At 48.8% G+C, this 24,469-nt stretch carries 24 protein-coding genes; 16 read left to right on the top strand and 8 right to left on the bottom strand.

Annotated features, from left to right (window positions below; translation table 11 throughout):
- Positions 1–216: 216 nt before the first annotated feature.
- The 11 genes from IO95_RS11890 (at position 217) to IO95_RS11940 (ending at position 10,554) form a co-directional block, all read left to right on the top strand.
- Positions 217–1,188, top strand: coding sequence for an SPOR domain-containing protein (locus IO95_RS11890; protein ID WP_023489047.1), 972 nt, complete (start codon positions 217–219; stop codon positions 1,186–1,188).
- A gap of 83 nt (positions 1,189–1,271) precedes the next feature.
- A complete protein-coding gene (dam, locus tag IO95_RS11895; RefSeq protein WP_023489048.1) occupies positions 1,272–2,084 on the top strand; it encodes an adenine-specific DNA-methyltransferase in 813 nt (270 codons plus the stop codon).
- Positions 2,085–2,119: 35 nt separating this feature from the next.
- On the top strand, positions 2,120–2,797 hold the full coding sequence (gene rpe, locus IO95_RS11900) for a ribulose-phosphate 3-epimerase (RefSeq protein ID WP_023489049.1): 678 nt from the start codon (positions 2,120–2,122) through the stop codon (positions 2,795–2,797).
- The gene (locus IO95_RS11905; protein ID WP_023489050.1) at positions 2,790–3,488 is read left to right on the top strand and encodes a phosphoglycolate phosphatase; all 699 of its coding nucleotides are present in this window, start codon (positions 2,790–2,792) and stop codon (positions 3,486–3,488) included. The genes rpe and IO95_RS11905 overlap by 8 nt, the downstream gene beginning before the upstream one ends.
- A 2-nt stretch (positions 3,489–3,490) precedes the next feature.
- Entirely contained in the window at positions 3,491–4,495 is a 1,005-nt protein-coding gene (gene trpS / locus IO95_RS11910; RefSeq protein WP_023489051.1) for a tryptophan--tRNA ligase, read from the top strand.
- A 387-nt stretch (positions 4,496–4,882) separates the two neighbouring features.
- On the top strand, positions 4,883–5,452 hold the full coding sequence (ppiA, locus tag IO95_RS11915; RefSeq protein ID WP_023489052.1) for a peptidylprolyl isomerase A: 570 nt from the start codon (positions 4,883–4,885) through the stop codon (positions 5,450–5,452).
- 220 nt (positions 5,453–5,672) lie between these two features.
- The gene (locus IO95_RS11920) at positions 5,673–7,358 is read left to right on the top strand and encodes a sensor histidine kinase (RefSeq protein ID WP_023489053.1); all 1,686 of its coding nucleotides are present in this window, start codon (positions 5,673–5,675) and stop codon (positions 7,356–7,358) included.
- Positions 7,358–8,092, top strand: coding sequence for a two-component system response regulator BtsR (btsR, locus tag IO95_RS11925; RefSeq protein ID WP_023489054.1), 735 nt, complete (start codon positions 7,358–7,360; stop codon positions 8,090–8,092). The genes IO95_RS11920 and btsR overlap by 1 nt, the downstream gene beginning before the upstream one ends.
- 2 nt (positions 8,093–8,094) lie before the next feature.
- Positions 8,095–8,670, top strand: a complete 576-nt coding sequence (locus IO95_RS11930; protein WP_023489055.1) for an aminodeoxychorismate synthase component II — start codon at positions 8,095–8,097, stop codon at positions 8,668–8,670.
- A 76-nt stretch (positions 8,671–8,746) separates the two neighbouring features.
- Positions 8,747–9,973 (top strand): aspartate aminotransferase family protein, encoded by a 1,227-nt coding sequence (locus IO95_RS11935; RefSeq protein ID WP_023489056.1) that lies wholly within the window; start codon positions 8,747–8,749, stop codon positions 9,971–9,973.
- A gap of 194 nt (positions 9,974–10,167) precedes the next feature.
- Positions 10,168–10,554 (top strand): VOC family protein, encoded by a 387-nt coding sequence (locus IO95_RS11940; protein ID WP_023489057.1) that lies wholly within the window; start codon positions 10,168–10,170, stop codon positions 10,552–10,554.
- Positions 10,555–10,609: 55 nt separating this feature from the next.
- Here IO95_RS11940 and IO95_RS11945 read toward each other — a convergent pair whose 3' ends face one another.
- Together IO95_RS11945 and crp are read right to left on the bottom strand one after the other, a co-directional pair.
- A complete protein-coding gene (locus IO95_RS11945; RefSeq protein ID WP_037385572.1) occupies positions 10,610–12,682 on the bottom strand; it encodes a YccS/YhfK family putative transporter in 2,073 nt (690 codons plus the stop codon).
- A gap of 55 nt (positions 12,683–12,737) precedes the next feature.
- Positions 12,738–13,370, bottom strand: a complete 633-nt coding sequence (gene crp, locus IO95_RS11950; protein ID WP_023489059.1) for a cAMP-activated global transcriptional regulator CRP — start codon at positions 13,368–13,370, stop codon at positions 12,738–12,740.
- A 443-nt stretch (positions 13,371–13,813) separates the two neighbouring features.
- On the opposite strand from crp, the gene IO95_RS11955 reads away from it, so the two are divergent.
- Positions 13,814–14,221: an OsmC family protein gene (locus IO95_RS11955; RefSeq protein ID WP_023491066.1), complete on the top strand. Its 408-nt coding sequence runs from the start codon at positions 13,814–13,816 to the stop codon at positions 14,219–14,221.
- A 190-nt stretch (positions 14,222–14,411) separates the two neighbouring features.
- On the opposite strand, the gene IO95_RS11960 is transcribed toward IO95_RS11955, so the two are convergent.
- The 3 genes from IO95_RS11960 to IO95_RS11970 form a co-directional block, all read right to left on the bottom strand.
- Positions 14,412–15,281 (bottom strand): phosphoribulokinase, encoded by an 870-nt coding sequence (locus IO95_RS11960; RefSeq protein ID WP_023491067.1) that lies wholly within the window; start codon positions 15,279–15,281, stop codon positions 14,412–14,414.
- Between the two features lie 92 nt (positions 15,282–15,373).
- Positions 15,374–15,607: a YheU family protein gene (locus tag IO95_RS11965; RefSeq protein WP_023490146.1), complete on the bottom strand. Its 234-nt coding sequence runs from the start codon at positions 15,605–15,607 to the stop codon at positions 15,374–15,376.
- Positions 15,604–16,584: a hydrolase gene (locus tag IO95_RS11970; protein WP_023490145.1), complete on the bottom strand. Its 981-nt coding sequence runs from the start codon at positions 16,582–16,584 to the stop codon at positions 15,604–15,606. The genes IO95_RS11965 and IO95_RS11970 overlap by 4 nt, the downstream gene beginning before the upstream one ends.
- Positions 16,585–16,731: 147 nt before the next feature.
- Here IO95_RS11970 and IO95_RS11975 point away from each other — a divergent pair, with 147 nt between their 5' ends.
- Together IO95_RS11975 and IO95_RS11980 are read left to right on the top strand one after the other, a co-directional pair.
- Positions 16,732–17,334 carry a LysE family translocator gene (locus IO95_RS11975; protein ID WP_023490144.1) on the top strand — a complete coding sequence of 201 codons (603 nt, stop codon included), beginning with the start codon at positions 16,732–16,734 and terminating at the stop codon, positions 17,332–17,334.
- Between the two features lie 10 nt (positions 17,335–17,344).
- Entirely contained in the window at positions 17,345–18,127 is a 783-nt protein-coding gene (locus tag IO95_RS11980; protein WP_023490143.1) for a PhzF family phenazine biosynthesis protein, read from the top strand.
- 83 nt (positions 18,128–18,210) lie between these two features.
- Here IO95_RS11980 and IO95_RS11985 read toward each other — a convergent pair whose 3' ends face one another.
- Positions 18,211–18,945 carry an NUDIX domain-containing protein gene (locus tag IO95_RS11985; RefSeq protein ID WP_023490142.1) on the bottom strand — a complete coding sequence of 245 codons (735 nt, stop codon included), beginning with the start codon at positions 18,943–18,945 and terminating at the stop codon, positions 18,211–18,213.
- A gap of 197 nt (positions 18,946–19,142) precedes the next feature.
- On the opposite strand from IO95_RS11985, the gene prs reads away from it, so the two are divergent.
- Both prs and IO95_RS11995 read left to right on the top strand, forming a co-directional pair.
- Positions 19,143–20,003: a ribose-phosphate diphosphokinase gene (gene prs, locus IO95_RS11990; protein WP_037385495.1), complete on the top strand. Its 861-nt coding sequence runs from the start codon at positions 19,143–19,145 to the stop codon at positions 20,001–20,003.
- A gap of 10 nt (positions 20,004–20,013) precedes the next feature.
- Positions 20,014–21,510: a nicotinate phosphoribosyltransferase gene (locus tag IO95_RS11995; protein ID WP_037385498.1), complete on the top strand. Its 1,497-nt coding sequence runs from the start codon at positions 20,014–20,016 to the stop codon at positions 21,508–21,510.
- 42 nt (positions 21,511–21,552) lie between these two features.
- Here IO95_RS11995 and IO95_RS12000 read toward each other — a convergent pair whose 3' ends face one another.
- Complete coding sequence (locus IO95_RS12000; protein WP_023492623.1) at positions 21,553–22,281, bottom strand: ankyrin repeat domain-containing protein; 729 nt, start codon at positions 22,279–22,281, stop codon at positions 21,553–21,555.
- Between the two features lie 204 nt (positions 22,282–22,485).
- Positions 22,486–24,405, bottom strand: a complete 1,920-nt coding sequence (locus IO95_RS12005; protein ID WP_023492797.1) for an ABC transporter ATP-binding protein — start codon at positions 24,403–24,405, stop codon at positions 22,486–22,488.
- Positions 24,406–24,469 lie beyond the last annotated feature (64 nt).

The raw sequence follows: 24,469 nt of genomic DNA on the forward strand, positions 1-24,469 counted from the left end.
TTAGCTTGGCGCTTGGGCTTTTATTTTTAGCTTGGCGCTTAAGGCTATTGGTGGTGCTGAGTGTTTGTCAGCCGCCGACGCCGTAGCAGTTTGATTGACAACGGGTGTTTAATGAGCAAGGTGAGGTAGATATCCCCTTGCCGTCATTGGGTTAATAGTCTCGAACCATACCGTATCTTGGGTGGTGAGCTTTTGCCTCTAGTTGGAGGGTTTCAGATGGAAGAGTTTAAAGCGGAAGACGATCTCAGGCCTGATGCCAGTGACCGCCGCCCTTTGCGAACACGACGCCCAGCGACTGCGCCGCGCTTTGCTATTTCACGTCAACATATGATGATTGGTATTGGTATTGTGGTGCTTTTACTGCTGATAGCTATGATTGGCTCAGCCATGAAGTCACCAACCAAACCAGAAACAGCACAATCAGGGGGGGCTCGAGACATCAATTTGTCAGGGACCTCATCGTTGACGACGAACAACAGCGGTGTTGCTGGAGGGACAACCGATTCCCATGATAACAATGGTGTTGGTCAAACTCAGCCGCAGACTATCAACATTCCTCCTATATCCAGTACGCCAACCGAAGCACCACCACTACCAGCGCCTGGTGGGGCTCAGCAGCGCGTTGATTTGCCAGGTGATATGTCCACCGCGCTGTCATCACAACAGGGCCAGGTGGATGCGGCAGTTCAAGATATCAATACACCCGTTGCAGGTTTGCCAACGGCACCGGCAACCGTGATGAGTGGTTCGACTCCACGTGAAATAGCGCGGACTAAACCGCTGACAACGGCGAAGCCAGAAACGTCAACCACCAAGCCAGGAACAGCGGCGAAACCTGCGGCAAACGCTACCACCGTGTATATCCCTCCGGCAGTCAGTAACAGGAGTGCGGTGAGCAGTGGTAGTACGGGGTCGCTTAAGAGTGCTCCAGGTAGCCATTACACGCTGCAATTGAGTGGGGCTTCACGTTCTGACACATTGAATGCCTTTGCCAAGCAACAGAATCTGCAACATTTTACGGTGTATGAAACTAAACGTGATGGTAAGCCGTGGTATGTGCTGGTGGCGGGTAACTATGCTTCTTCAGAAGAGGCGAAACGTGCAATTGCTACTTTACCGGCGGAGGTTCAGGCCAAGAAGCCTTGGGCTCGACCCGTCAGTCAAGTACAGCAAGAGCTAAAAAAATAAACTATTAACTTTGTGCGCTGATGTGCTGTTTGAAACAAGGTACAATCCGCCGCTCTGAATTGTATAAGTAGCTAACTGACGGCATGAAGAAAAACCGCGCTTTTTTAAAATGGGCTGGTGGAAAATACCCTCTGATTGATGAGATCCGTCGCCATCTGCCAGAGGGCGACTGCCTAATCGAACCCTTTGTGGGCGCGGGTTCAGTCTTCCTGAATACCGAGTATGACCGCTATATCCTTGCTGATATTAATAGCGATCTCATCAATTTGTATAATATCGTTAAATCGCGCACGGATGATTTCGTGCGCGATTCCCGCGCTCTTTTTACTAGCGAATTCAATCATTCGGAGCAGTTTTACCTGCTGCGTGCTGAGTTCAATGCCAGTACTGACGCTTATCGGCGTGCTTTACTCTTCCTGTATCTGAATCGTCACTGTTACAACGGCTTATGCCGCTTCAATTTACGTGGCGAGTTCAATGTTCCGTTTGGTCGGTACAAAAAACCTTATTTCCCGGAACAAGAGTTGTATTGGTTTGCTGAAAAATCGCGTAATGCGACGTTTGTCTGTGAGCACTACCGAGATACTATGCTAAAAGCAACGCCGGGTGCGGTGATCTATTGCGATCCGCCTTATACCCCGTTGTCAGTGACGGCAAATTTTACTGCTTATCATACCAACAGCTTCAGTCTTGCCGACCAGCAAGGGTTAGCTCAAATTGCACGCCAACTCTCAGTGAAAAATCAGGTGCCTGTCTTGATTTCAAATCATGATACTGAATTGACTCGTGACTGGTATCAGCATGCTGTGCTGCACGTGGTAGAGGCACCCCGCACTATTAGCCGGAATATTCTTGGCCGCAGTAAAGTGAACGAACTTCTGGCACTGTTTAAATAAGCTGAATAACTCAGCCCCCATATTTGGAGATGAGGATGAAAAAATTTTTGATTGCCCCGTCCATTCTGTCAGCAGATTTCGCCCGATTGGGTGAAGATACGGCTAATGTGTTGGCGGCTGGTGCAGATGTGGTGCACTTTGATGTTATGGATAATCACTATGTGCCAAATTTGACGATTGGCCCGATGGTGTGCGAAGCGTTGCGTAATTATGGCATTACGGCACCGATTGATGTTCACCTGATGGTGAAACCGGTGGATCGTATTGTACCGGACTTTGCCAAGGCGGGGGCAACCTACATCTCTTTTCATCCTGAAGCTTCTGAACACGTTGACCGTACCATTCAATTAATCAAAGAGAACGGTTGTAAGGCGGGCTTGGTATTTAACCCGGCTACACCGTTAAGCTATCTTGATTATGTGATGGATAAAATTGATGTGATCCTGCTGATGTCAGTCAACCCAGGCTTTGGTGGTCAATCATTTATTCACGGTACATTGGATAAATTGCGCCAGGTACGTCGGCTTATCGATGAAAGTGGTCGTGATATTCGCCTGGAAGTCGATGGGGGTGTCAAAGTCGATAATATCGCCGAGATAGCTGCCGCAGGGGCAGATATGTTCGTCGCGGGTTCGGCCATCTTCGGTCAGCCGGATTACCGCGTGGTGATCGATAAAATGCGCAGCGAGTTAGCGAAGGTAAGCCATGGCTGATTTTTCTGCTATTCGTGGGGTGGCCTTCGATCTTGATGGCACCCTGGTTGATAGTGCTCCTGGCTTGGCTGCTGCGATAGATCTGGCGTTAACCGCCATGGGGTTGCCAGTGGCAGGAGAGGCGCTGGTCAGTACCTGGATTGGCAATGGAGCTGATGTGCTGGTGCAACGTGCACTGCGATGGGCTGGCGTAGAGCCGACGGCAGCACAAAGCCTGCAAATGCGCCAACACTTTGATCATTTCTACGCTCAAACCGTGGAGAGTGGTAGCCGTCTGTTCCCACAAGTGGAACAAACATTAAGCTGTCTGGCTGAACAGGGTTACCCGCTGGCGTTGGTGACGAATAAACCGACGCCCTTTGTCGCACCGTTATTAGCATCACTGGGTATTAGCGACTTTTTCTCGTTGATTATCGGCGGTGATGATGTGGTGGAGAAAAAACCACACCCCGCACCGTTGTATATGGTGTTTGGCAAACTCGGCCTGCGAGCCCGTGAGGTGTTGTTTGTCGGTGATTCGCGTAACGATATTCAGGCCGCTCAGGCGGCGGGTTGCCTAAGTGTTGGCCTGATTTACGGCTATAACTATGGTGAAGCGATCGCATTGAGCAAGCCAGACCGCGTGTTGGAACATTTTGCCGATTTATTGCCCGTTCTTGGGCTGTCATCTTTCGCAGATCAGGAAATTTAACTATGAGTAAGCCTATCGTATTCAGTGGCGCACAGCCATCCGGTGAACTGACTATTGGCAACTATATGGGGGCGTTGCGTCAGTGGGTGCAGATGCAGGATGAGTTTGACTGCATTTACTGTATCGTTGATCTGCATGCCATCACGGTGCGTCAGGATGCGCAACAGTTGCGTAAAGCGACACTGGATACCCTGGCGTTGTACTTGGCCTGTGGTATCGATCCAGAGAAAAGCACTATTTTCGTGCAGTCTCATGTGCCGGAACATACACAACTAAGCTGGGTGCTCAACTGTTACACTTATTTTGGTGAACTGAACCGCATGACCCAGTTTAAAGATAAGTCTACGCGCTATGCGGAAAACATTAATGCCGGCCTGTTCAGCTACCCGGTATTGATGGCGGCAGACATTCTGCTGTATCAGACTAATCAAGTGCCAGTAGGAGAGGATCAAAAACAACATCTGGAATTGAGTCGTGATGTTGGTCAGCGTTTCAATGCACTGTATGGCGATATTTTCAAGGTTCCTGAGCCGTTTATTCCGAAATCCGGTGCACGTGTGATGTCGCTGCAGGAGCCGACTAAGAAAATGTCCAAGTCCGATGAAAATCGCAACAACGTGATTGGTTTGTTGGAAGACCCGAAGGCGGTGACCAAAAAAATCAAACGTGCGATGACGGATTCACAAGACCCACCGGTTATCCGCTATGACGTGGCGAACAAGGCAGGTGTTTCCAACTTGTTGGATATTCTGTCTGGCGTGACGGGTAAAAGCATCGCCCAATTGGAAACGGAGTTCGAAGGCCAGATGTATGGCCACTTGAAAGGGGCGGTTGCTGAAGCTGTTTCCGACATGTTGAGTGGCCTGCAAGAGCGTTATCACCGTTACCGTAACGATGAAGTGTTCCTGCAGCAGGTGATGCGTGACGGAGCGGCGAAAGCCCGGGCTCGGGCACAGGAAACGTTGGCGAAAGTGTATCAAGCTGTGGGTTTTGTTCCCCATCCTTGAGTTGTGTACTTTATAGCTGTTGTCATGCAAGCTGCTGGCTTATTGCGGTAGCTTGCATGGGCGTCGAGGTGCAAGGCGGGCTGATATCAACTGATCTATTTATCTGGATATCTACAGACCACCGAGCAACCCGCCTGGTAGAGGCTGAAGTGGTAAGTCTGGCGGTTTTTCCGGCCTATTGTCATAAAAAGTAAAAGTGATAAATAGTGTCGTGAGCGACTTGGCAAAAAGAGGGATGGGGACCATACTGTCGGCAGCGAAATTCAGCCTAATTAAGAAATGTCTAATTGTTGAGTAAATATAAGTAAATGGCTGGCGCTGTCGGGTGTGGCTGTTTAAAATCAGAGCGATTTTCCGTTGTTTGTCTCTTAGAGAAAGGACCCGTTCATGTTCAAACGTACTTTAGTGACCTTCGTTGCACTGTGTTCCTTGTCAGCGATGATCCCTGCTGCCTTGGCTGCTGCGGGACCTCACATCATGCTGACTACCACCGCAGGGAATATCGAGTTAGAGCTCGATAGTAAGAAGGCCCCCATTTCTACCAAGAACTTTGTTGACTACGTGAACAGTGGTTATTACAACAATACGATATTTCATCGTGTGATCCCCGGCTTTATGGTGCAAGGTGGTGGTTTTACTGCCGATATGCAGCAAAAAACCACCAATGCTTCGATCAAAAATGAGGCTGATAATGGTCTGCGTAACTTGCGCGGCACCATTTCCATGGCGCGTACCGCGGATCAAGACAGCGCGACCAGTCAGTTTTTCTTGAATGTGGCAGACAATGCTTTTCTGGACCATGGCCAACGTGATTTTGGTTATGCGGTGTTTGGTAAGGTGGTGAAAGGGATGGAAGTGGTAGACAAAATCTCCCAGGTACCAACCAGCAATGTTGGCCCTTATCAGAATGTACCCAGTAAACCGATTGTTATCCTGTCAGCGAAAGTGCTGCCATAACTCAAGTGTGGCCGGTTCCCATCAGGAGCCGGTCTGTTTTCCCTCACGAAGCTTTGTTGGCATCACGGTTTTTTTCAATGCCGCATGATTTAATATACCCCTGTAGATACCCTGACTTATTCAAGTGGCTGGTGCGCGACGATAGCCAACGCCTAGGCGACTTGAGTTGCAGATAACAGACTTCTTTTATTTGCCTCCGTTATCCCGATGAGCTGCTGCTATGTTCGAATTTAACCAGGTCTTGCTGCTACTACAGCAGATGTGCGTCTATCTTGTCATTGCCTATTTACTGAGCAAGACGCGACTCTTTATTCCATTGACGCAGGTGACTATTCGTCTGCCACACAAACTGTTGTGTTACGTTATTTTCTCTGTGTTCTGCATTATGGGTACCTATTTTGGTCTGCATATTCAGGACTCAATTGCTAATACCCGTGCTATTGGTGCCGTCTTTGGCGGGCTGCTGGGGGGGCCTTCTGTTGGCTTTCTGGTCGGCCTGACCGGCGGTTTACACCGTTATACACTGGGGGGAATGACGGATGTTGCTTGTGCCATATCCACAGTAGCAGAAGGATTGGTCGGTGGCGTGGTGCATATTATTGCCATGCGGCGAGGGCGGATTGACTTGCTGTTTAATCCTTTGTTTGTCGCGGGGGTCGCATTAGCGGCAGAAGTGTTACAAATGGCCATTATTTTGCTGGTCGCACGCCCTTTCCCGGAAGCGCTACGGTTGGTAGAGCATATCGCTTTGCCGATGATAATTGCCAATACGGTGGGTGCTGCCATGTTTATGCAGATCTTGCTGGATAGACGGGCAATGTTCGAGAAATATACCAGTGCATTCTCCTCCAAGGCACTGAAAATTGCTGAACGTACTGAAGGTATTTTGCGTCAGGGATTTGATCAAGAAAACAGTATGAAGGTAGCGCGGGTGATTTACCAGGAGCTGGGTATCGGCGCTGTAGCCATCACCGATCGTGATAAGTTGTTGGCCTTTATCGGCATGGGAGCCGATCATCACCTGCCGGGTACCCCTATCTCTTCCGTTCATTCTCAGCGTGCCATTGATAATAACGAAGTGGTTTACGCGGATGGCAATGAACTCTCTTTCTGCTGTTCAATTAACTCCAACTGTAAATTAGGTTCAACCTTGGTGATCCCTATGCGGGGTGAGAATCAGCGAGTGATTGGGACTATCAAGCTCTATGAGCCCAAAACCAAACTATTCAGTACCATTAATCGTACCCTTGGCGAAGGGATTGCCAGCTTGCTGTCGGCGCAAATCATGGCCGGACAATATGAGCGTCATAAACAGCTATTGGCGCAGTCAGAGATCAAACTGCTCCATGCCCAAGTTAACCCACATTTCCTGTTTAATGCCTTGAATACCCTGGTGGCGGTGATTCGCCGTGATGGTGAGAAGGCTTGTGAATTGGTTCAGTATCTCTCCACTTTTTTTCGCAAAAATCTGAAGCGCTCAGATGATGAAGTCACATTGGCTGATGAAATTGAACACGTGAACGCTTATCTGCAGATTGAAAAGGCCCGTTTTGCTGAACGGTTGGAGATCAAAGTTTCATTGCCTGAAGAGTTATTGGCGGCGAAGTTGCCGGCTTTCTCACTGCAGCCGATTGTAGAAAATGCGATTAAGCATGGGACATCACATCTGTTGGGGGTAGGGCGTATTGATATCGGTGCCCGGCAGGAGGAGGAACACTTGCTGTTGCAGGTGACGGATAATGCGGGATTGTTCGGTAAACCCACCGCAGGTAGCGGACTGGGAATGAATCTGGTCGATCGGCGTATCCGTGTCCGTTATGGCGAGGGTTACGGTATACAGGTTTCTTGTGAGCCTGAAATGTTTACCTGTATTACCCTGCATGTGCCATTGGCGAGGTTGGCCTGATGTTGCGAGTATTGATTGTTGATGATGAGCCCTCTGCGCGTGATAACCTGCGTCATCTATTGGAAGCGGAGGAGGGGGTCACCGTTATTGGTGAGTGTGCCAATGCGATTGAAGCGATTAGCCAAATCCACCGTTTGCAACCGGATGTGGTATTTCTCGATATCCAAATGCCTCGAATCAGCGGCTTGGAAATGGTGGGTATGCTTGACCCCAATCGTATGCCCTATATCGTGTTTTTGACGGCTTATGATGAATATGCACTGCGGGCCTTTGAAGAGCATGCGTTCGATTACTTACTGAAACCTGCTGAGCCTCAACGGTTGAATAAAACACTGCAGCGTTTACATCAACGCCGTGCTCCGCAGGATATTGAAGCGCTGGAAGAGAGCGCCGGTTATCTGAAATACATTCCCTGTACCGGCCACAGCCGGATTTATTTGTTGCGCTTCGACGAGGTAATTGCCATTCGCTCCCGCTCAACGGGGGTGTATGTGGTGCGTAATGATGGTATGGAGTGCTTCACTGAACTGACATTGCGCACCTTGGAAAATCGCACGCCGTTGGTACGTTGCCATCGGCAATATCTGGTCAATCTTGAGCAGGTTAAAGAGATCCGTTTTGAAGAGAGTGGCGCGGCAGAAATGATTATGTCGGTGGGGGAACCCATACCCGTTAGCCGTCGTTATCTGAAATCGCTGAAAGAAGAGTTGGGTATCGTTTCTAAATTGAGATAACTATGGTTCTGCTGATCGATAACTATGATTCTTTTACTTATAACCTTTATCAGTATTTCTGCGAGCTGGGAGCAGAAGTGCGGGTTAAGCGTAATGATGCACTGCAACTGGCCGATATTGAGCAGTTGGCTCCGCAGCATTTGGTGATCTCCCCCGGCCCCTGTACGCCGAATGAGGCGGGTGTTTCATTGGCGGCTATCCGCCATTTTGCCGGTAAATTACCTATCCTCGGAGTTTGCCTGGGGCATCAGGCGATCGGTCAGGCGTTTGGTGCTGATGTGGTGCGTGCGCGGGCGGTGATGCATGGTAAAACGTCGGCTATTCGCCATACTGGGCAGGGCGTTTTTAAGGGACTGAATAATCCGTTGACGGTTACCCGTTATCATTCGTTGATATTGGATGCCGCCACATTGCCAGATTGTTTTGAGGTGACCGCCTGGAGTGAACGTGATGGTGAGCGTGATGAAATTATGGGTATCCGCCATCGCACGTTGGCTCTGGAAGGGGTGCAATTTCATCCAGAGAGCATTCTGAGCGAACAGGGGCATCAACTGTTGGATAATTTCCTTAAAATTTAAGTTTGCTCTCGCTTGGTTTTTTATGCATATTTTGTGATTATATTTTCACTTGATAGCTATTCGTCTGGAGCCAGTAATGAGCGAAAAAACCGTCGTCAATCGCAGTACTTTTGATCAGGTGATCCTGCCTGTTTATGCACCCGCACAGTTTGTGCCAGTAAAAGGCCAAGGCAGCCGAGTGTGGGATCAGCAAGGGAAAGAGTATGTTGATTTCTCGGGGGGGATTGCGGTAACAGCGTTGGGACACTGCCATCCCGCACTGGTCGCCGCGTTAAAGCAGCAGGGTGAAACCCTGTGGCATACCAGCAATGTATTTACCAATGAACCCGCGTTGCGTTTGGCAACCAAGCTGATCAAAGCTACCTTTGCGGACCGGGTGTTTTTTGCCAACTCCGGCGCTGAAGCCAATGAAGCGGCTTTCAAGCTCGCTCGTCACTATGCCATCACTCGCCACAGTCCCTATAAAACCAAGATTATTGCCTTTAATAATGGATTCCATGGTCGCACGCTGTTTACGGTTTCCGTGGGTGGGCAGGCAAAATATTCTGATGGTTTTGGCCCGAAGCCCGCGGATATCGTCCATGTACCGTTTAATGATTTGGCCGCAGTGAAAGCGGTAATCGACGATCACACCTGTGCGGTGGTGATGGAGCCGATACAAGGGGAAGGCGGTATCACGGTGGCTGATGCGACGTTCCTCAAAGGGGTGCGTGAATTGTGCGACAAGTATCAGGCGTTGCTGGTGTTTGATGAAGTGCAAAGTGGCATGGGGCGTAGTGGCAAGCTGTTTACCTATATGCATTACGATGTTACCCCGGATATCCTGACTACCGCCAAGGCGCTAGGGGGCGGCTTCCCGGTGAGTGCGATGTTGACCACTGAGGAGATTGCCGCAGTGATGCAGGTGGGTACACATGGCACCACTTATGGGGGTAATCCACTGGCCTGCGCAGTGGCAGAAGCAGCATTGGACGTTATCAATACGCAGGAAGTGTTGAGTGGTATTGAACAACGTCGGGGCGTATTTGAACGCGCTTTGCAGGCGATTAATAAGAAGTACGCTATTTTCAGTGATATTCGCGGCATGGGCTTATTGATTGGCGCAGAGTTGAAGGCGGAATACCACGGCAAAGCGCGAGATTTTCTTACTGCGGCAGCAGCCCGTGGTTTGATGATCCTCAATGCTGGGCCAAATGTGATCCGTTTTGCACCTTCCCTGGTGGTGGAGTTGCAAGATATTGATAAAGGTATGGCGCTGTTTGAATTGGCGGTACAGGATGTGGTGAATGCCAGCAACCAATAATCGTCAAGACAAGTCGGCCGAGAACAAGAAGATGGCGGTAGACTGGTCTAACAAGGCGGTGAATGTGCTTGGAACCTCAATTCCAACTTAATTCGATGATGCGACATGTTCTTCTCTTTGGAATACTTCACCAAAGTTGGGGGTAACATGACGCATCATTGCTTTGATGAGTGATGGACAGACGAGGACATAAGATGAAAATAGAATACCTGGACCATTTAGTCTTGACCGTTAACAGCGTCGAACGCAGTTGCGACTTTTACCATCAGGTTCTTGGTTTTGATATTGTCACCTTTCGGGGGAACCGCAAAGCGTTAGTCTTTGGGCAGCAAAAGATTAACCTGCATCAGGTCGGTGAGGAGTTTCTCCCTAATGCAGGCCATCCGACGCCCGGATCCGCCGATTTGTGTTTTATCTGTGCGACACCTCTACGGCAAGTTGTTGAGGAGTTAGTTAAATTAGGGGTAACAATAGAACAAGGGCCGATAGAGAGGACGGGGGCTATCGGCTCAATTATGTCACTCTATATTAGGGACCCCGACAATAATTTGATCGAAATTGCTAATCAAATACCCGTATAGACACCGTGGCCTGACAAAGAGCTGTTAGCGGCTTTTTATCCAGAGTTTAGCCTAGTCACTTATCCCGTAGTTTCCGTTTTAGCCAGAGACCATGATGTGGGCGCTGGCGCCAAGCCAGCGAAGAGATGGTATGCATTAACGCCAAGTGGGAAAGAATACGCTGTAAGTGACGTTCCATTTCGCTAATGGGCATATTGGGTTGTAAAACCGGTGGGCGCATAACGCTGTTGCTGACGCTTGGGCCATCATATTCCAGCCGCTGCTGACAACTTTGCAGCGCGATTTCACAACTTTGCAGATACTCTTCCGCCAACTGGGGTGTCAGCATGTAATGTTCACGGGCCAGAATGGTCATGGCATTGAGGTGTTCGACAATAAACTGACTGTGGGTGATCCACAAACGCATATCTGCCAGATAATTTGATTCAAAACCCGGCTCCTGCATTGCCTGATTGAGCGAAGTAAATAAGGCATTGTGTGACTGGTTTACCTGCATCCGCGCATAAGCCAGTTTGCTTGGGTTCGGCTCTTGTTCTTCCAGTAATAAACGTAATGCGGCCTGATCCTGTTCCAGCGCCTGGTGAGCGTTTTTGCGTAGTAGACCGCTTTGCCATTGTGGCCATAACCAGATCGTTCCACCAAAGACCAACACACAACCAATCAAGGTATCAATCAGCCGAGGTATCAGTAAATGACTGCCGCTGAGATCCAGTATTTGCAAGGTATAGACGGCGGTAATGGTAAATCCGGTTACTGCCAGCCCATAGTTTTTACGCAAGAACAGATAAGCGGTTAGGGTGATCGCCAGCATAATGCTTAGCGTCACATATTCTGGTAACTGCAGTTGCAAAAGCCCTGCTGCAATCACCAGCCCAATCAGTGTGCCGAGGGCACGGTGCTGTATTCTTACTCGTGTAGCGTTATAACCGTTCTGGCTGACAAACATGATGGTCAGTAAGATCCAATAGGGTTTTGGCAGATGCAACAGCAGGCCTAGGCTACTGCCTACAGCCAATATGACTCCCAGCCGGGCTGCATTGCGTAGTGCGTTGGATTTGAACGATAAATAGCTTACCACTGCAGGCCAGAAGGGTAACCGTGACTGGTTGGCCATCAGGTCTCGGCGATAAAGAGGATGCTGTGTACGTAACAGGCGAGCAATACGGCTGAAATGGTAGTAACAAAACTGGCCAACGGGATTATCAGCATGCCGTGTAGCCACTTTCTCCAGCGCGGCCAATTCGTGTTTCATGCTAAAACGGCGAGAGTGCCGATGATAGAGGATATCTTCTGCGACAACGCGTAAACGTGCAGCGATTACTTGAGCATTACGACGAATGATCGCCTCAGCTTGGCTCTGCTCCACCAATTTTTGCACTTCTTCTGGCTGGTGGAGGCTGACGCTAATGTGTTCTTGCAGGTCGAGTGCCACTTGGAACGTTCGTTGCAGGCGTTTTTGTTCCATATTATTGGCGTGTGGCAGAAAGTTAATCTGCTGATATAGCAAACTGATCAGGTCCATCACTTGCTGTTGGCGTTGCAACAGTGGCGGTAGCGCGGTTTCAGGATCAGTATGTTGGGTCAGCAGCGAATATTTGGCTTCAAAATAATCAGCTAACTGTATATAGAGTTGGTTTAAAGATTCACGGATTGGCTGTTCTTTCCATAACTTAAACCAAAACCAAGTGAACAGGCCGTACCAGAGAGTGCCTACGGCATACAGTAGCGGGGCATACCAAATAGGTAGGCCATCCATGCTCAGAGAGAAAATGGCCGCAACCAGTGCTGCGGGCAGCAAGCGTGCATGTAGTGGGCTGATTTCCCCGCTGACACCCAGCAATAGCGCCATAGCAAGCATCAGTAAGGGTAATGGGATATGCCACAACAGCGCCTGTTGCAACAAAACACAGCTGAGAGCGAACAGTGCCCCGCCGATTATCAGGCGCTTGAAAAAGCGCTTATGAGGGGTATCCAGCCCGGCGATATTGCAACAGACAGGCACTAACGAGAACAACAGCCCCTGTTGCAGGTGGCCCAGCAGTAAACCCACAACGACAGGCAGGCACAACACCAACGTTTGTCGCAGGGCATAGTTCACTTCTGGATGGTAGATCAGGCGGCGCCACATGTTTTGCTGTTCAGCAGACAAAGAACGGCGCATTGCAGCGCCGTTTCTTTAATGATTAACGGGTACCGTACACGACAATGGTTTTGCCATGAGCGGAAATCAAATTTTGATCTTCAAGCATTTTCAAAATGCGGCCAACAGTTTCACGTGAACAACCGACGATCTGACCAATTTCCTGGCGGGTAATTTTGATTTGCATACCATCCGGGTGAGTCATCGCATCAGGCTGTTTTGCCAGGTTCAGCAAGGTTTGTGCGATACGGCCAGTCACATCAAGAAAAGCGAGGTTACCTACCTTCTCTGAGGTGACTTGCAGGCGACTTGCCATTTGTGCAGATAGGCGCATCAGAATATCCGGGTTAACCTGAATGAGCTGGCGAAATTTCTTATAGGAAATTTCAGCTACTTCACAGGCACTTTTCGCCCTTACCCAGGCACTTCGTTCCTGGCCTTCTTCAAATAATCCAAGCTCGCCGATGAAATCCCCCTGATTTAGGTAGGAGAGGATCATCTCTTTGCCTTCTTCATCCTTAATCAACACCGCGACGGAACCTTTGACGATGTAGTAAAGAGTTTCCGCTTTTTCACCTTGGTGAATCAGCGTACTCTTTGATGGATATTTGTGGATGTGGCAATGAGACAGGAACCATTCAAGAGTCGGGTCTGTTTGCGGTTTGCCGAGAACCATGCGCTATTATCCTCTGTTGTTATCGCTGCCTTGTATCACAGGGGTCAGAGTTCCCTGTAAAACGTGCTTATAGCCTGATGTTTTAGTTGTGGCTATCAACAGGTTTTGAGGTGAGGTATATCCCCGTTGTCACTCAAGCCGTAGTTGACTCGTTCGTTTGTCGCCTACCGGCAGTTTGAACGAATCTGGGTAAAAAAATCACTTATACACTAACATATTAACTCGTATTAAGTGCTGCAAGCTAGGTTCCATTAACTCACCAATGATCTTAGGATATATCCCTGAAATTGATGCCATGAAAAAAGTATTGCAGCTGTGTTTGTAGCACAGAGTGAGGCGGGTGTCTTGTGTTGTCTCGTTTCAGCATGATTAGTGTCAGGTTTCGTTGCCAGTTTCTCTATGAAAGCGTACGTTGATTTTAAAAAATAATCGGAGTGAACAATATGCAGGCAAGAGTGAAGTGGGTAGAAGGGCTGACATTTTTGGGGGAGTCTGCTTCCGGCCATCAGATTTTGATGGATGGTAATGCGGGTGATAAGGCCCCAAGCCCAATGGAAATTGTGTTGATGTCTGTGGGGGGCTGCAGCGCTATCGATGTGGTGTCGATCTTGCAAAAAGGCCGCAATGATGTGCGCGATTGTGAGGTGAAACTGACTTCAGAACGCCGTGAAGAGGCACCTCGACTGTTTACCCACATCAATCTGCATTTTATTGTCACCGGAAAAGGGCTAACCGAAAAGGTGGTGGAACGTGCGGTAGACCTTTCTGCCGAAAAATATTGCTCCGTTTCCCTGATGCTGGGCAAAGCGGCCACTATTACCCACAGTTTTGAAATCCATGAAGTTGATTGAGCACTACTCTGTGTCATGTTGACACGGAATAACGCTAAGCATCGCCGTGCCGTTTTGGGCTGCGGCGATTTTTGTGCAAACGTTGTGTCTGCAGCAGACTGTCGAGAGGGCGTGTCACCCGCCTGGATTGCAGATGAAACGGAGTATCACAGGCGTGAGATTAATCGCCTCCCACCTACATGATTCGATATTATTCGATTTTCTTGCCTTCCAGTAGTCGTTGCACCAGTGGCGTCATAATCAGCTCCATTGCCAGCCCCATTTTACCACCAGGTACCACCAACGTATTGATATGTGAAATAAATGACCCTTGCAACATGGCTAGAAGATAGGGGAAATCGATCTGTTCCAAGCCACGGAAATGGATCACCACCAGGCTTTCATCCAGCGAGGGGATCGCTTTGGCCGCAAAGGGATTGGACGTATCTACGGTGGGAACCCGCTGGAAATTGATATGGGTTCGTGAAAATTGTGGCGTGATGTAGTTGATATAATCTTCCATTGAACGGACCACAGAATCCATCACGGCTTCACGGGAGTGACCGCGTTCGCCAGTATCGCGAACTAACTTTTGCATCCACTCCAGGTTAACGATGGGGACGACCCCCACCAGCAGGTCAACATGCTTGGCTACGTCGATTTGATGGGTCACCACGCCACCATGCAATCCTTCGTAAAACAGGACATCGGTTGGTGATGGCAAGGGTTCCCAAGGGGTAAAGGTACCCGGTACCTGGTTGTAAGGGACGGCTTCATCATAGGTGTGCAGGTATTTACGTGACTGCCCAGTGCCATTTTTACCGTATTGGATAAAGCTCTGCTCCAGTAGGTTAAAGTCATTAGCCTCTGGGCCGAGATAGCTGATATGACGACCAAGATCGCGTGCTTTACGGATTTCCGCATCCATTTCAGGTCGGGTATAGCGGTGAAAACTGTCCCCCTCCAGTTGCGCTGCACTGATTTTCAACTGTTGAAAAATTTTGCGAAACGCCAGACTGGTGGTAGTGGTACCCGCGCCACTGGAGCCGGTCACTGCGATAATGGGGTGTTTGGCAGACATGGTGTTTTGTCACTCCGTATTAACTGCATAGGCGTTGTTCAACGATAATCCATTGTTACCTGATTTTTTTGGTCAATCATAGGCTGGCGTGACTAAATATTCTCTTGCTCAGTGGGGATCTGACCACTCGGCATGATATTGATAGTTTCATGTAATTCCGACCATATCAGTACCACTTCGCCATTTTTCAGTTGACGGACCACATCATGCACTTTTTGTTCCAGTGACCGTTCGTGCTCGCCATAATCGGTGCCTTCTCGCAGGACGAAGGATTCGATCAAGTTATTCAGGGTTTCTGGTGCAATATCTCGCCAGGGGATAATCATTTGCCTAATTCCAAAAAAGGAGTGAGCCAGGTTGGAATTCGCTGTTCCAGCCACATTTGCGGTTTTCTAAAGTTACCGCTGACAAAGCCTAGGTGACCCCCATATTCCGTCAACTGATATTCGATATTAGGTGGTAAGTGAGCAAGGTCAGGGATCACTTTATCGGTCATAAAAGGATCGTCTTTGGCATGAATAATCAATAACGGCAGGGTGACCTTTGGCAATAACGGTAATGCGCTGCAGCGCCGATAGTAATCAATGGCATTAGTAAAACCGTAAATGCGCGAGGTAATCACTTCATCAAATTCACGGATACGCCGCAGTTTACTTAACTGTGCCAGATTCAGTGGTAAGGTACCGGGATAATGCAGGAGTTTACGCGTAGCATTCTGTTTTAACTGGTCCAGCAGATAGTGTTGATATACACGCGAAAATCCTTGTTCCATGCGAATAGCACAAGGTTCCAGCATCAGTGGGGCAGAAATAACCACTGCAGCTTGTAACAGGCTGCTGTCTCCCTGTTGTGCCAGATAGTAAGCCAACATATTGCCACCAAGGGAAAACCCGACCGCAGCCGTCGGGACTTCGCCAAAATTGTTGCTTAACCACTGTAGGAAAAAACGGGCATCTTCCGTTTCACCTGAATGATAGAGGCGTGGTTTGCGATTGGGTACGCCACTGCAGCCACGGAAATGCATCACGACACCCAGCCAACCTTTGTTGCGGCAGGCATTGAGTTGTCCATGGGCGTAAGGGCTGTAAAAACTCCCCTCCAACCCATGGAATAACACCACACGCGGTTTTTCCCGCGCCAGTTGTGGGTCTTCACTCCAAGCCAGATCGACAAAATCACCATCGGGCAATGCCAGCCGTTGCCAGTGGGGTTGCAGCAGTACGCGGCGACGAACCAGCCGCGGTAACAGCGTTTGCAAATGTGGATTGCTGGCCCCTATCAGAGGGCGAAAGGATTCATGCATAGTGAATAAAAATCGCGTTGGTGGCTATTGTGTGATTAATTCCGCACTGTTAGTTTCAATACCCTGACATCTGCGCCTGACAAGCAGTAGCCTTGTTGTCTCTAATCATACGGCAAAAAAAGCATTTGGGTGAGGAGTACCCACTTCATGGAACTGAGTTTATTTGTTTCGTTGTTAGGTTTCCTATGGGTTGCGGCGATTACACCAGGCCCGAACAATTTATTACTGACCACCTCCGGGGCCAATTTCGGTTTTATGCGTTCTCTGTGGCTGATGGTGGGTATCATGCTGGGGATGCAAAGCATCTTATTGTTGGTGGCATTTGGTGTGGGGGGCTTACTTTTAATTTATCCTGCTTTGCATATCACCTTGAAGGTCCTGGGTAGCCTCTATCTATTATGGTTGGCGTGGAAAGTGGCCACCGCCGCTTATGAACGATTAGAGATGGATGCGGCACCGCCAGAGCCAGTAAGGTTATATCAGGGGGGATTACTGCAATTCCTTAACCCTAAAGCCTGGTTGATGACGTTGGGGGCGGTCACCAGCTTTAGCTTGGCTGGTGTTCAGTACTATCACTCTATTTTGATCATCTCCGGTGCTCTACTGCTGGTGAATCTTGTTGCTGGGGTCATCTGGTTGGGGTTCGGTACGGTGATTGGCCGTTTGCTACGTAGCAAAAAGGCCTGGATTATTTTTAACGTTTCGATGGGGCTGTTAACTGCGGCCTGTGTCCTACTGATTTGGCGTTGAGGAAATGCTAATGAACGACAATTACTTTCATGTTGACGCTTTTATCGGTGTCGGGCTGCGTGGCAATCCTGCAGGTGTTTGTTTGCTGAAACAACCGCTGGAAACGGCGCAAATGCAAGCTATCGCCAATGAGTTACACCTACCTGAAACCAGTTTTGTCTGGAATGATGGCGATATGCAGGCGATCCGCTGGTTTACGCCAACGAGGGAGGTTGATCTCTGTGGGCATGCCACGTTGGCCGCGGCGCATGTGTTACTCAACGTGGTCGATGCGGGGTTGAAAGAGATTCGTTTCCGTTCTGCCAGCGGTGAACTGCAAGTTAAGCGTGATGTGGCTGACGGTGAGCGTTTGATTCTGGATTTCCCGTCTCGCCCTCCTCAAAAAATCGATGAACCGGCACAGTTGGCGGCATTGCTGGGGGTTCAACCGCAGGAGGTCTGGCAAGCCAAAGCGATGATGGTGGTATTGGCTAATGAAGCCCAGGTCAAAGCGTTACAGCCGGATATTCCCGCCCTGATTGATCACTTTGGCTGTGGCATTATCGTGACGGCACCTGGAGATAACGTGGATTTTGTCTCGCGCTACTTTTCGTTGGATCGCTGTGAGGACCCGGTGACGGGCTCAGCACACTGCACATTGTTGCCCTACTGGACCGCCTGTTTAGGCCGCCATGAGTTACATGCCAGGCAGATATCATCCCGCGGGGGTGAATTGTTCTGTGAATTGCACGGGGAACGCTCACTATTAGGGGGCTATGCTCAGATCTTCTTGCGGGGTAATATCAATCTCTGACAGGATTTGGCCGTTAAAATCGTCAACAGCCCTTAGTTAATGTTTGGCTCGAGGTATTGTTTCGTTTTTTTGCTAGGCTGCCTTTATTCGCCTGAAAATGAGTCTATCAGCAGGTTTCGAGAAAAATTTCTCATATCGACTCCTGCTTTTTTACGATATAAGCGGGCCTTACGTGCCCCTGTCACTGCCATCTCGCCAGTTTCTTCAAACATTTCTGAGGCAGTAAAACGCCGTACCAGGCTTTTGCGCTGCACCGGATGTGACAGGATAATCTCAATGACTTCTTGTAGCTGGGATAAAGTGAACTCTGTTGGTAGGCAGTAGATCGGCAACATGGAGTAAGTCGTTTTCTGCCGCAGCCGTTGTAAGGCCGCGTCGATAATTTGGCGATGATCGAACGCCAGCGAGTGGGCTGACAATGTTTCCAGTGGCAACCAGGCGACGTCATCCACATCAATGATATGTGCCTGGCAATCGGCATGAGCGATCAACGCAAAATAGACAGTAGTCAGGCTCCAGCCGCGTGGATCTCTTTTCGCGCCGGAAAAACTCTCCAACTGTGCAAGATACGGCGGTACGATCCCGGTTTTCTCCATCAACTTTCGTTCTGCGGTTGCTTGTGTGGAACTGTCACGCAACAGATCGATAAAACCACCCGGTAGCCCCCAATGATGCAAAAAAGGGTGATTGGCACGTTTGGCCAAGAGCACACAAAGCTGCCCGCGATAAACGGTAAACAAGACGCTGTCTACAGTCACGATCGGTGAAGGGAAACGTTGAGGATCGTAATTTCTGAGGTATTCGGTTTCTGTTGTCATCGCTGTGTTCGGAAAAGGTCTTTAAGACAATAATAGCAACTGATACCCGATGCCGCAAGGCAAGTACATTGAAAATAAATTCCTTATAAACAATGCTTTATCAATAATTTATTCATTGGTTAATTTTCTGCTTGCTAGTTATTGTCCCTTAGACAATAATATAAGTGTCTAAGGGACAATAACTATCAGGGGGAAGTATGAGCGTAAAACTACAGTTGTTTTTGGACCAAATGGCAGTGGAAGTGACTACCGGGCAGTTTCCTGATGGGGCGGTTTATGCCCGCTTTCAACCGCCAGCAAGGCGTGATGTTTCTCACATGCGTATTCGTGCAGCGGCCATGAATAGCATGGATGATTTTATGCTGTTGGCACAATTGGTGCAGGCAGTACGCCACCACTACCTGATTAGCACCAGTGTGCTCGAACTGGCTTATTTACCCTATGCCCGTCAGGATCGTCATATGACATCGGGTGATAGCTTTGCACTGAAAGTGTTCGGTCAGTTATTGAATACCCTGGGTTTTGACCGAGTGCGGGTGCTGGATCCTCATAGTGAAGTGTCTGCCGCTGTGGTTAATAACATGCACATCACTAGCCAACAACAGTGTATGGAACACAGCAGTAGGTTGACCGCGTTATTGAGCCAACCCCAACTGTTGTTGATGGCACCAGACGCCGGGGCGTTGAAAAAGATCCACGCGGTCGCGGCACATTTCGGCGTTACGGAATACGGCATTATGTCTAAGCAACGTGATGTACTCAGCGGTAAATTGACGGGTTTTGAAGTGTTAAAGGGGGATGTATCTGGTAGGGACGTGCTGATTGTTGATGACCTGTGTGACGGTGGTGGCACTTTTATTGGTGCAGCAGCCGTATTGCACGCAGCCGGTGCACGTCAGGTAAACCTGTATGTTACCCATGGCGTGTTTTCACAAGGTACCGCGCATTTACTGAACCAGGGCATCGCAAACATTTACACCACGACGTCGTATGCAACTGCGGATCTCGCTGAGAAACGTGTTGAATTAATTGATATTGAAAAAATCTACGCCTGTTAAGGAACTCATTATGTTAACAAATCCCATTCTGGCAATTGATGGTTACAAAGTCTCTCACCGTGAGCAGTATCCGTTGGGTACCACTCGGGTGTATTCGAACTTCACACCACGCAGTGATCGCTTTTTTATCTCTCCGCAGCCAGATGGACAACTGGTGTTCTTTGGTTTACAGGGTTTTTTGCGCTGGTTTATGGTGGATCTATTCAACCAGCAGTTTTTTGCTCAACCGGAAGAGCAAGTGGTAGCAGATTATAAACGCTTGATGGACAGCTATATTGGTCAGGATCGGGTGTCTGTGGAACATATTCGTGACTTACATCGATTGGGTTATCTGCCCCTGCATATCAAAGGGCTGGATGAAGGCAGCAAAGTAAAGATGAAGATACCGGTACTGACTATCACCAATACCATCGATGAGTTCTTTTGGTTGGTCAATTACTTGGAAACCGTGATCTCTGCTGAACTGTGGAAAGCGTCGACTAATGCCACCATTGCCCATCACTACCGCAAGATCTGCCAGCAGTGGGCAGAGAAAACCTGTGATGATATGACACACATTGACTTCCAATGTCACGATTTCTCTTTCCGTGGTATGTCGGGTATGCATGATGTTGCTCAAGCCGGAGTAGGGCATTTGCTCAGTTTCAAAGGTACCGACAATATACCTGCCATTCTCTATGCGCAGCGCTATTACCCCACCACTGATGACTACTTTGTGGCTGGCAGTATCCCTGCCACCGAACACAGCGTGATGTGTATGGGAGAACAGGCAACGGAAATAGAGACTTTTCGCCGTTTGATTGAAGACCTTTACCCCAATGGCCTAGTTTCTATTGTTTCGGATACCTGGGATTACTGGAAAGTGCTCACAGAGTTTACCCGTGAGTTATACAGCAAAATTATGGCGCGTGATGGCCGTGTGGTATTTCGCCCCGACAGTGGCGACCCGGTAGCTATTCTGTGTGGTACTGGTGATGACAGTGATCATCGTGCGCAGCGTAGCGCAGAAGAGAAAGGTTCAGTGGAAGTGTTGTGGGAAATATTTGGTGGCACGGTCAACAGTAAGGGCTACAAGGTATTGGATCCTCACGTTGGGCTGATCTATGGCGACTCTATTACCCTGGAACGTGCACAAGAAATAATGCGTCGCTTGGAGGCGAAAGGTTTTGCCAGCTCCAATGTGGTCTTTGGAGTTGGTTCCTTTACTTATCAATATAATACGCGTGATACTTTTGGGTTTGCCATGAAAGCCACTTATGGTGAGGTGAATGGTGTTGGGCGTGCGATTTTCAAACAACCCAAGACAGACAGTGGGTTAAAACAGTCTGCACGTGGTTTATTACGGGTGATTCGCGATGACCAAGGCGAATACCAATTGCTGGATAATCAGGATTGGCAGCAGGAACAGCAAGGGGAACTTAAAACGCGTTTTCTGGATGGTCAACTCTATCATCAGGAGTCATTGGAACAGATTCGCCAACGTTTGGCTGGTTTACAAGCAAGTTAAAAGTGCAGATGGCCCTTCTCGCGAGGAGAAGGGCCTGGAGCATTAATCGCAGCTTGATTTACCTGTTTTATGGTTGATCGCCCCTTTTTCTATCAGAAGATTTGCAACGTCGGTAAAGCCACGTTCGCAAGCTCCGCTGAGAGGGCTAGCATTAATTTTAGGCTTCTCGTTTACTGCAACGACATTCAAGTCCGGATTGAATTGTAGAATGTATTTTACGATGTCGAGTCTGCCATCTACAGCGGCGACCATAAATAATGTTTCACCATCCTGCTCTTTGGCATCCCAGTCCACTTCATTCTTTAAGCGTTCATGCAGATATTTAACAACCTCGGCATTTTTACCCATAACAGCGGATTTGACCGTATTATAAACATCTGCTCTATCTGTAGCGCGAATATCAGCCCCTTGCTCCGTCAGATATTTAACGATATCTAAATAACCAATGAACGCCGCCCAGCCTAATGCTGTTTGCCCTAAAGATGCTTCGTCTTTAGCCTCAAGATTTTGCCCTGCTTCGACCATCTTTTTAACCGCAGCTAAATTGCCTTGCTTCACGGCATCAAACCAAGCTGCATCTGGACCTACAGAAGGGTTTTGATAGAAAATACGGTGAGATAGCAACTTGGGATTGGCAATTTGCTGCATTTCTTCGTAGCTAAATCTGAACTTTGACAAGTCTACATTTTGTTTGTTTTCTTGCGCGTATGCATTAAAAGAGCCTGAGGTGATAATGCCAGCAAAGAATATTATTTTAGCTAATTTCATCATGTTAATTATCCAGAGGTGAATTTAAAATATTTAAAGATTAAAGCCATACCATTTTTATACTATTTTTATTGATACTACCCACAATATTATTGTTGATGATGCTCAAAATAATTGAGTATCTGAAGGGGTGTTCATATGCTGGTTTAAATAATAAGCTCACCTTGTTATATAAGGTGAGCTTCAATTGCTGTAGTAAGATAAGGTCTAATTTCCTGACTCAAACTCCTGAGTTAGATGCTCCAACTGCTCTTGCGCTTCCAGCCAGGTCATTTCCGTCTCTTCCAGGGCTGACTTGGCTTGGCTTTGTTTTTGCAAACATTCAGTCAGTTCAGTTTTACGATTGATATCATACAGCGCAGAGTCTGCTAATTGCTCTTCCACCAACGCCAATTCTGCTCCCAGTTTTTCCATCTGCTGTTCCAGTTTGGTGATTTGTTTGCGCAGAGGCTGGGTTTGGGTGCGAAATTCTGCTTCACGGCGCTTTTGGTCTTTACGTGCCTGTGCGCTGTTGCCGTTATCTTGTTTCGGTGCCGCGTCCTGTTGTGCCTGCTGCTTTTGCAGGTCACTCAGCCACTGTTGATAATCATCGAGATCACCTTCAAACGGCTCCACCTGGCCATCATGCACCAGATAGAGGTCATCGGTGGTGGAACGCAGTAAGTGGCGATCGTGCGAAACCACCACTAACGCGCCTTCGAAGTCAATTAGCGCTTCAGTCAGTGCCTGGCGCATATCCAAATCAAGGTGGTTGGTGGGTTCATCCAATAACAGTAGGTTAGGGCGTTGCCAGACGATCAATGCCAGTACCAGCCGTGCTTTTTCCCCGCCAGAAAAACGCTCGCTGACTTCAGTGACTTTATCGCCCTGGAAGCCGAAGCCACCGAGATAATCACGCAACTGCTGTTCCAGTACCCGGGGAGCGATACGGCTCAAATGTTGGAGCGGTGACTCATCGGCACGCAGTAATTCCAATTGATGTTGGGCGAAATAGCCTAGCTTGATCCCCTTTGCCAGCCCAACTTCTCCGCTCAGCGGTTGCAGCGTACCGGCCAGTATTTTAATCAGCGTCGATTTACCGGCACCGTTGCGCCCCAGCAGGCCAATGCGTGAACCGGGTACCAAATTGAGTTTAATCGATTGCAGAACCACTGTATCGCCATAACCTGCACTCACTTTCTCCATGCGCAATAATGGATTGGGCAGGTTTTCCGGTTCGCGAAAACTGAAACTGAACGGGTTATCGACATGAGCGGGGGCAATCAACTCCATACGCTCTAACATTTTAATGCGACTCTGCGCCTGCTTGGCTTTGGATGCTTTAGCACGAAAGCGGTCGATATAACTTTGCAGGTGTGCCACTTTTTCTTGCTGGCTCTGATAAAGTGACTGCTGTTGTGCCAGTTTGGTCACCCGTTGGCGCTCAAATGACGAGTAATTACCGGTATATTCGTTAATGGTTTGATTTTCGATATGCAGAATTTTATCGACAATCGGGTCGAGGAAGTCACGGTCATGGGAAATCAGCACCAAAGTACCCTGATAGCTTTTCAGCCAGCGCTCCAGCCAGATCACTGCATCGAGATCCAGGTGGTTGGTGGGTTCATCCAGTAACAGCAGGTCTGATCGACAAATCAGCGCCTGTGCCAGATTAAGGCGCATACGCCATCCCCCCGAGAAAGCACGCACCGGACTTTGTAACTGTTCGTTGGAAAAACCTAATCCATGTAGCAGGCTGGCTGCCCGAGGGCGAATCGTCCAGGCATCCAGGGCATCGAGTTTGCCGTGCAAGGTGGCAATCGCGTGGCCATCATTACGTTCATTGGCTAACTGCAATTCCCCTTCAAGCTGACGAAACTCCCGGTCACCATCAATAACATACTCAATGGCAGGCACGTCTAATGCCGGAGTCTCCTGATTAACCCAGGCTAGTCGCCAGTTACTGGGGAAGGTGTAGCTACCACCGTCTGCGCTAATCTCCCCTTTCAGCAGTGCCAGCAGGGTCGATTTACCACAGCCGTTTTTACCGACCAGGCCGACTTTTTGACCAGGATTAACCGTCGCAGTAGCGTTGTCCAGCAGGACACGAGTACCGCGTCGGATTTGTAGCGAGGAGAAAACAATCATAGAGCGCCGTTTGTTCAGAGTATGTTAAATTGGCATGATTGTAAGTGAACAGGTCATAGATACC

It is taken from the genome of Serratia sp. DD3 (assembly GCF_000496755.2).